Origin of the sequence: Candidatus Alcyoniella australis, from assembly GCA_030765605.1 — a bacterium.
GTDB classification, from domain to species: Bacteria; Lernaellota; Lernaellaia; order JAVCCG01; family Alcyoniellaceae; genus Alcyoniella; species Alcyoniella australis.
Map to the genome: position 1 here is coordinate 1 of JAVCCG010000120.1, position 3868 is coordinate 3868.

At 66.1% G+C, this 3868-nt stretch carries 4 protein-coding genes; 2 read left to right on the plus strand and 2 right to left on the minus strand.

Annotation, left to right across the window (positions count from 1 at the left end):
- Together P9M14_15040 and P9M14_15045 are read right to left on the minus strand one after the other, a co-directional pair.
- On the minus strand, positions 1 to 998 hold a 998-nt coding region (locus P9M14_15040; GenBank protein ID MDP8257060.1), incomplete at its 3' end, for an MFS transporter.
- Between the two features lie 41 nt (positions 999 to 1039).
- On the minus strand, positions 1040 to 2038 hold the full coding sequence (locus tag P9M14_15045) for an NAD-dependent epimerase/dehydratase family protein (GenBank protein MDP8257061.1): 999 nt from the start codon (positions 2036 to 2038) through the stop codon (positions 1040 to 1042).
- Between the two features lie 100 nt (positions 2039 to 2138).
- Between P9M14_15045 and P9M14_15050 the strand changes: the two genes are divergently transcribed.
- Both P9M14_15050 and P9M14_15055 read left to right on the plus strand, forming a co-directional pair.
- On the plus strand, positions 2139 to 3053 hold the full coding sequence (locus P9M14_15050; protein MDP8257062.1) for a hypothetical protein: 915 nt from the start codon (positions 2139 to 2141) through the stop codon (positions 3051 to 3053).
- Between the two features lie 40 nt (positions 3054 to 3093).
- Positions 3094 to 3825, plus strand: coding sequence for a class I SAM-dependent methyltransferase (locus P9M14_15055; GenBank protein ID MDP8257063.1), 732 nt, complete (start codon positions 3094 to 3096; stop codon positions 3823 to 3825).
- Positions 3826 to 3868: the final 43 nt, after the last annotated feature.

Here is a 3868-nt window from a genome sequence, read left to right on the forward strand (position 1 = left end):
ACCAGCGCCCGCTCCGGCCCCTCGACCAGGGCGTAGTACATGCCGTAGGCCGCGAACAACGCCCAGACGTGCCAGGCAGTTGTGGCCAGGCCCAGCAGCAGGTAGACCACGGCGTATAATCCCCAACCGACGATGATCGTGCGGCGACGGCCGATGCGGTCCGAGACCGCTCCGCCCCAGGTTCCGGCCAGGGCGCGCACCAGACTAAGCAACATCCACAGCAGCGGCACCTGGGCCAGGCTCACGCCCAGATCCTGGGCGCGCAGCACCAGGAACACGTCCGATGAGTTGCCCAGGGTGAACAGCACTACCGCGAACAGGTAAGTGCGAAACGCGCCGCGCGGCACTCCCCCGGCCAGCGGCGAGCCCTGGACCTCGGCCTGGGTCTGGACCGGCGGCGCCACGACCTGCTCAGGACGCCGCTCGCGCACGTAACGCGTCAGGATCAGCACGGCCGCGGCCCCGGGAACGATCGAGAGTACAAACACCAACCGCAGGTTGCCGGGAAACAGCAGCAGCAGGCCCGCGGCCAGCAGCGGCCCGATGGCCGCGCCGAGGTTGTCCAAAGCCCGCTGATAGCCAAAGGCCCTGCCGCGCTGGCCCTCCTCGACTTCCGAGGCCAGCAGCGCGTCGCGCGGGCTGGTCCGAATCCCTTTGCCCACGCGGTCGAAAAAACGCAGGAACAGCACGTGCCAACCGGCGGTTGCCAGACCGATCAACGGCCGCAACAGATTGGACAGCGAGTAGCCGAAGACCGCCAGCGGCTTGCGCCGCCGCACGCGGTCCGAGTACCAGCCGGAAACCAGCTTGAGCAGCGAGGCCGTGGACTCGGCCAGCCCCTCGATCGCGCCGAGGAACGCCGGACCCAGTCCCAGCACGCCGACCACGAACGCCGGGAGCAAGGGCACGATCATCTCCGAGGCCGCGTCGTTGGCCAGCGAGACCACGCCCAACGCACGCACGTTGCGCGGCAGCTTCTTCTTGCTCGGATTATTCATAGCGCCCCTGGGAAGCAGCGCGACCTACGGACTCTACAAAGTTACCAGTAGAGGTCGCGGTGCGTGCGGTAATACTCCACAGTGCGCTCCAGCCCGTCACGCAGCTCGACCGTGGGTTGCCAGCCGAGAATCTGCGCGGCCCTGCTCCAGTCCGCACGGTAGTCGCCGATCTCCAGACCGCGACGCTCGCCGGGGTAGTCCGTCGGCTCGACTACCGGGCTGCCGGCCAGCTGGGCGATCAGCTCGGCGATCCGCATCAGGGGGCACGGACCGAGGCCGCCGAGATTGAAGACCTTGCCGTAGGCCTGGTCAGTGCACCCGGCTAGCAGGAAGGCCTGCACCACGTCGTCCACGAAGTTGGCGTCGCGCACCTGGCTGCCGTCGCCGAACATCGGGATCGGCTTGCCCTCCAGCGCCAGCCGCACGAACCAGTTGATAATTCCCTGGCGCGAGTGGTGCATCTGATGCCGCGGCCCGTAGGTGTTGGTCAGGCGCAGGCTCACCGCGCGAATGCCGTAGTAGCGGTGGTACAGCAGGTGGTAGGCCTCGCCTGCCATATTGTTCACGCCGTTGACGTCGATCGGATCCATCGGGTGCGATTCGTCCACGGGTAGGCGGCAGGCGCGACCGTATTGGCCGCGGGTCCCGGCAAAGAGGATCACCACCTCGGGATTGTTATGACGGCAGGCCTCGAGGATCGAGAGCTGGGCGCGGCAGTTGATCTCTAGGTCGGTATAGGGGTCGAGCATCGAGTCGATGTGGCTCAGGGTGCCGGCGAGATTGAAGATCACGTCGCGCCCTTTGACCAGATGGTTCATCCCATACTGGTCGCGCACATCCGCGATGTTGACTAAAACCTGATCCTCGATGCCCGCGATGTTCGCCGGGTTGCCGCCGTACTGCGGGATCAGGCTGTCGACCAGCGTGACCTTGGCGCCCAACGGCAGCAGCACGTGAGCCAGTGTGCTGCCGATGAATCCCAGTCCACCGGTGATCAGCACATCCTTGCCGCAATAGAAATCGGCGTATTGCTCTGACATGGCGCGGATTATAGCAGTTATTTGAAAGCATGGCGTTTTGTGAAATACTCGCTGCGCTGTGGATAGTGATAAAACTTCCCCTCGACCGCGATCCGCGCGGTTGTGGCATTTGGCCGGCCTGCTCGCCGGCCTGGCGGTGCTGCTGTTCGTGCTGCGCGCGGTCCTCTCCGACCTGCCCGCGGTGCTGGCATACGACTGGCGCTTCCGACCGGGCCTACTGGCCCTTTCATCTCTGCTGCTGCTGATCGAGTCGCCGGTATACGCGCTGGCGCTCAAGGTGCTGGTGGACAATTCCGCGCTCAAGCTTCCCCTGCGCACGATCTACAAGGCGCTGTTCCTGGCGCAGATGGGCAAATATCTGCCGGGCAAGATCTGGTCGGTGGTCGGCGTGGCCGTACTGTTGAAGCGTCGGGGCGGCAACGCGGGACGGGCCGCCGGAGCGCAGGTGGCGCTGGCGCTGATCATGTCGCTGTGCGGCCTGCTGTACTGGGGTCTGGCGGCAATCTTGTGCGGCCAACGCTTTGAGGCGCTGGCGCTGATCGCGGTCGGCGTTCTGGGAATCGCCGCCCTGGCCCTGCCCCTACGCGTGCTGCTCGAGCGCATGGCCAACGCGCTGTTGGCGCGGATGGGCCGCGATCCGATATTGCTGGAAATCGACGCCCTGACCGTGCTGCGTAGCGCGGGGCTGAGCTTTGTGGTCTGGGTGCTGTCCGGGACGTCGTTCTGGCTGCTGATCCTATCGCTGATCAAGGTCGATCCCGGGCAGTACGCCTATATCGTTCGCGCGTTCGCAGCGTCCCAGCTGATCGGCTTCTGGGCGCTGATCGTGCCCGGCGGTCTGGGCGTGCGCGAGGGGACAATGACCGCGTTTCTGGCCGGCCTGCTCGGATCGTCGCTGGCCGCGGCGCTTTCCATCGCCGCGCGGCTGTGGTCGCTGGTCGGCGACCTGATGACATTTTCCTTGGCGCTGCTGCTGCCCGAAGCCCGCAACGGCGCGCGGGATAACGGCCCGTGATAACCTCAACAGCGCAACTTCGGACGGGGAGCTGACGCGAATGGGCTGGATGCTGCGCGTGCGACGCGACATCGAACGCGGGTTGGTGGCCGCTGGTCACTATCATTGGCTGAGTGCGTTACGGCTGAGCGTACACCGCGCGCTGGTCCCGCGGCTGCAGCGCCTGTCGCGCGGCGCCTGCCTGGACGTGGGCGCCGGACTTTCGCCCTACCGCGTGTTGATCGAGCGCAACGGCGCGGACTACACCTCCCTGGACCTACCCGACGGCCCCGGCGCACCGGACATCTCGGCGGACCTGCAACACATGCCCGAGGCGGCCGACGAGTCCTACGACCTGGCGCTGTGCGCAAACGTGCTGGAACACGTGCCCGACCCCTCAGCGGCCCTGGCGGAACTGCATCGCGTACTCAAACCCGGAGGCGATCTGTTGCTCAGCGCGCCGCACCTCTCGCGGTTGCACGAGGTGCCCCACGACTACTGGCGCTTTACGCGCTTCGGCCTCGAGCATCTACTGAGCGCCACCGGCTTCGAGATTCGCGCGATCGAGCCCACGGGTGGAGCGCTGTGTTTCATTGCACATCAGTTGAGCACCGCGCTGCTGCTGCTGACCTGGCCCGTTCCACTGCTGCGGCAGCTGGGCCTGGCGTTCAATTACGCGCTGCTGCTTTGGCCACCGCTATTGCTGGACCGGCTGCTCGACCCTCACGCCCTGCTCGCTGCGGGCTATGTGGTCGAGGCGCACAAACCCGACCCAACGCAGTCCAAGGTTTAAGCATGCGCGATGTCGGCGGCGGCGGCGACGTCACGGGTTTCTA